Annotated in this window: 1 protein-coding gene; it reads left to right on the forward strand. The window is 57.5% G+C overall.

Translation table 11 applies throughout. The annotated features are described in order from the left end of the window. The first annotated feature begins 400 nt into the window (after positions 1 to 400). Entirely contained in the window at positions 401 to 1,420 is a 1,020-nt protein-coding gene (locus tag P9272_RS35790) for a hypothetical protein (RefSeq protein WP_278164916.1), read from the forward strand. Positions 1,421 to 1,428: the final 8 nt, after the last annotated feature.

Consider the following 1,428-nt stretch of genomic DNA (forward strand, 5'->3'; position numbering starts at 1 on the left):
GCTATCTGAGCCCCGTCGAGTTCGAGGAGCAAGCTATGCTAGCTTAACCTGGTGTCCGAAAAACCGGCAGCAGGCCAAGCCGACCTCTCCAGCCGCCAATGCTGTCAGTTTTTCCCAGGATGTGAACGCGGCGCCGGTCTTTGCGCCTTTGCCTGACCAACTCCAACAATGTTCCGATAGTACCACGTTGGCATGCCCTACGGAACGCCCGCCCGAATTGGACCACTTCACTCTAACCTCGTTTTCCTTGAACGGATGAAGGCTAGATATTCCAGAAGCTGCTCTTCCTCTCGTCGCTCACCGCGCCTATCCTGGCAGACATATCCCCTGAATCTGAGCGGGTAGCTTTTCAAAAGATCGCAGTCCTGCAATTAGTCGTCTTGATTGTCCGGAGGCGAACTTGCTCGATCGTAAACCTTTGTCCAGTTATCCAACCGCGCGTGCATGGCTAAGTCAGTTCAATGAAGACGACAAATCTGCTGCAGCATCGCTGCTGGACGCAATGTTGTTGCTCAATGAGGAGGAAGTAAGCGCTGCACTCAGGTCGCAGCTTTACGAACTGGCTAAGACGCGCCGAGGCAGGCATCGCAGGATAGCCCTCTACGCCGAACGGGAGTTCGGTGGGGCAAAGGCTTTCGATGTCCAACCTGTCCTAGATTCCTCCGGCCGCGTCAGAATGCGCGCCGTCGGTCGGATTGGACCGCCAGCAGTACGACCTGCAAGGGGAAGCCCTAGAGTCGGAAGCGAGGGACTAGTTGCCTTCGTGATTTCACAGGCGAAGGAAACCTGGCCGACGATTTTCATGAACCACCCCGGCCCGGATCTCATACGAGGCAAGACCAACCCGGCCGGCACCATCTGTCTTGTCACCGACTTCATTGGGTCCGGAAAGAGAGTGTCCGATATGCTTGATGCGTTCTGGCGAGTGTCGAGCGTGCGAGCTTGGGTTTCGCGTCGTTGGGTGGATTTCAAGGTTATCGCCGCGGCAGCGACCTCCGAAGGAGCAGCCAAGGTGCGTCTTCATCGCCTGCGACCTGGCGTTGCAAGTCAGTATGTTGCGCCAACCATAGGCGCGTACCCCGATTGGAGCCGCGCCGGAAAATGGCGCTCCCTCATCGATACTTATGGGCCAGATGAAGGTAGAGGCACGGGAAGATATGGCTTTGGGGACGATGGAGCGCTCATAGCGTTTAACTATCGCCTGCCGAATAACACACCTGCCCTAATTCATCAGACCACCGGCGAATGGCGCGCGCTATACGAAGGTGCTGCACCAGCCGATTTGCGGCCGGCCTTTGGTCTAAGAAGTACCGACGAGGTGATTGCCCAAGCCGCCACTGCAACCGGTGTCGATCATGTCCCGGGATGTGGTGTAGCTGGCGGCATTGGTCGCCGAGCTCTCCGGCATGGGCCGGGCTGATCAGCGTG

This window comes from Mesorhizobium sp. WSM4976 (assembly GCF_029625685.1).
In the GTDB taxonomy this organism is placed as follows: domain Bacteria; phylum Pseudomonadota; class Alphaproteobacteria; order Rhizobiales; family Rhizobiaceae; genus Mesorhizobium.